Below are 2,582 nucleotides of genomic sequence, written 5' to 3'. Positions count from 1 at the left end.
ATGCGGTTGATAACGAAAGATTTGCAGAAATAATTAATCAGACTCCCTTTAAATATTTATCTTACCGTACCCCGACCGAATGTTACCAAAATCTCTTGAATCAATCGAAGGGAGTACAATAAAACGGTCGTGTTTTAATCTAAGGAGAAAACGCTCCCCAATCTTCACAGCTTAAAACTAAATAAATCTCAGTTTTGGATAATCTGAGTTTTGGATAAGTCAAAACCCTGAGACTCAATCCGAATCTAAAACTCTGATTAACAGACAAAACTCTCCAAACTGTGAACAATTGCTAAGTAGGTAGGCGTTAAAAGTTGTCAGATGCCCCCCTTATCAAGGGTAGATCCCCCCGCCTATCGGCACCCCCCTTATCAAGGGGGGCAGGGGGGATCAGACCTAAACTCCATTTTTAATTTAATTATAACCAACCACTTAATAACAACTTTTTAGCAAAATCGATCGCTTCCTGAAAAACTGTCACTTGGCCCTCAATTTGGGCAATTTGTACCTCAGTTAATAACTTACCGATAATCGGACTGGGTTTCAGGTGTAAATGGTTAATTAAATCATCGCCCCTTAATAAAGGTCGGGGATGGGCGATAATATTATCGGGATCGAGATAGGAAGTCAACAGAGAAGCGACGATATTTTTGTTAATCCCCATTGATAAAGCAAAAAGGGCAAAGACAGGAAATACTTTTCCCGTATTTAGATAAATAAAATACTGTTCCCGCAGACTCAAATTATCTGGCTCCTTGAGGGGAGGTAAACACTTAATTACCGTGATTACCGTGCGAATTTCCCCACGGGAATACTTGAGATCGATTAACTCTTTTTCCGCTTCTGCCAAAATATCCGATACCAATAGGGCCAATTTTGTCAACTGTAACTGAGAAGGGGAAAAGATAAATTTTTCTGGTAACAAAGATTCTAAAAATCCCGCTGCCGCTTCCACCCCCATAACTCGCTCCATTTTTGCGGGGGTAATCCGACGCAACCAGAGAGATAATAAGCCATCTTCCCAGGCACTTTTTAGCCATTTATTGCCACGGGAATTGAGCAAAAGGTAATTCAACTCGGATTGTACCCTTTCGGCGGCTACACGGTGCAATAAAGGGGCAAGAGAACGAATAGTTGCACGGGTATGGGGTTCGATCTCAAAGTCCAATTGAGCCGCTTGTCGATAGGCTCTTAATAATCTTAGGGGATCATCTTGGAGATTTTCGGGGGAAATCATCCGCAGGGATTGGCAGCCTAAATCTTTTAATCCCCCTAAAGGATCGAAAATTTCTTGGGTGTGGAGATTATAAGCGAGAGCATTAACGGTGAAATCCCGTCTTTTTAGGTCTATTTCTAGAGATTCTCCCTCCTGTTGCGCGAAATCAAGGGTCCCCTGGGGAAAAACGACGCGAGCAATTTGACGAACGGCATCTAAAACCACAAAACCGGCTTTATAATTATGGGCAATAGTTTGGGCAATTTCGATCGCTTTTTCGGGAACCACAAAATCTAGGTCAATATAGTCTTTCTGACGGTTTAATAAAGCGTCTCGCACAGCACCACCGACTAAATAAGCATTTTCTGGCAATTCTTGCTGATTAATCGCAAAAACTTCTTTAACTAAACTATCTAGGTTTTTTTGACAAGACATCGAGAAGATAAATTTACAAAAATATAATTTTTACCGGCCCTATTTGGGGAGAGACTGAGCTAGATTAACGGAAAAGACTTATAGAGTTAAACCTATGTGTATTTGTATTAACTGCTATTTTGTTGATCGCTGTCTCACCTATCATGCCGTAGAAACACAACATCAGGAACGTCATCTCACCGAGACACCGGACTTTGAAGCGAAGAACCCTTCTATTAACGTTAACATTCGCACCAAGGAAGATTATATCGAAATGGAGTGGGATGTGGTGGGTTGCGACAGCTTTTTACGCGAAACTGGTAAATGGTCTAGTTTGCGTCCTGGTGAACCAATTCCCACCTAAAATACCTGAACTTACACCCATACATATCTACTACAAGAGCCAAAAGTTAATCCACAAATATGTCTTGGACAGCCAACGATTCGAGGAATGGGTAATTTAAGAGCGAGGTATTTATGGGTAAAGAAGAGGAACTACTTGAACAATGGCGAGAATTGACCCCAGAAAAGCAACAAAAAGTTTGGCAATTTGTTCAAATACTTAAATCTGAGTCACAAACAACACCAGAAGCTAAATTTATTCCCCAAACACCATTAAGCAAAAAGTTATGGGAAATTCGACAGCGGGCAATTTCGGCTGGATTGCAACTGCTCAATGAAGACGAAATAGAACAAGAACTTGCTGCACGTCGAGGAGGATGCAGTGAGTCATGAAATTGCTGGCACTTACGGTTTAGCGGCGATGGATGCACTTCATGTTGCTGCTGCGCTGCAAATTCAAGCTGATGAACTAATGAGACTTAAACAAATTTCAAGCCCAAACAAAGCCTAAACTGGCTTTGTAAGCGGCAAACACATCCCGATTCTCGGTCAGCCACTCAAAGAAACGGAAAGACATCGCTGTCCGAAAAGCTGCCAAGGCTTCCACAAA

The 2,582-nt window shown here is 41.6% G+C and carries 4 protein-coding genes; 3 read left to right on the top strand and 1 reads right to left on the bottom strand.

The features are described 5' to 3' along the window. Nucleotides 1–418: 418 nt before the first annotated feature. Entirely contained in the window at nt 419–1,651 is a 1,233-nt protein-coding gene (locus O9295_RS20475; protein ID WP_288034930.1) for a tRNA nucleotidyltransferase/poly(A) polymerase-related protein, read from the bottom strand. Nucleotides 1,652–1,745: 94 nt separating this feature from the next. On the opposite strand from O9295_RS20475, the gene O9295_RS20470 reads away from it, so the two are divergent. The 3 genes from O9295_RS20470 to O9295_RS20460 all read left to right on the top strand — a co-directional run bounded on the left by O9295_RS20470 (nt 1,746) and on the right by O9295_RS20460 (nt 2,483). After that, complete coding sequence (locus tag O9295_RS20470) at nt 1,746–1,994, top strand: Ycf34 family protein (RefSeq protein WP_002745598.1); 249 nt, start codon at nt 1,746–1,748, stop codon at nt 1,992–1,994. Between the two features lie 113 nt (nt 1,995–2,107). Beyond that, nucleotides 2,108–2,365 carry a hypothetical protein gene (locus tag O9295_RS20465; protein WP_190721967.1) on the top strand — a complete coding sequence of 86 codons (258 nt, stop codon included), beginning with the start codon at nt 2,108–2,110 and terminating at the stop codon, nt 2,363–2,365. Beyond that, nucleotides 2,355–2,483: a PIN domain-containing protein gene (locus O9295_RS20460; RefSeq protein ID WP_288034927.1), complete on the top strand. Its 129-nt coding sequence runs from the start codon at nt 2,355–2,357 to the stop codon at nt 2,481–2,483. Before O9295_RS20465 ends, O9295_RS20460 begins: the two co-directional genes overlap by 11 nt. The last annotated feature ends 99 nt before the right edge of the window (nt 2,484–2,582 follow it).

Source organism: Microcystis sp. LE18-22.4A, assembly GCF_027531105.1.
Classification (GTDB): domain Bacteria; phylum Cyanobacteriota; class Cyanobacteriia; order Cyanobacteriales; family Microcystaceae; genus Microcystis; species Microcystis aeruginosa.
This window is presented reverse-complemented; position numbering and strand designations above follow the sequence as displayed.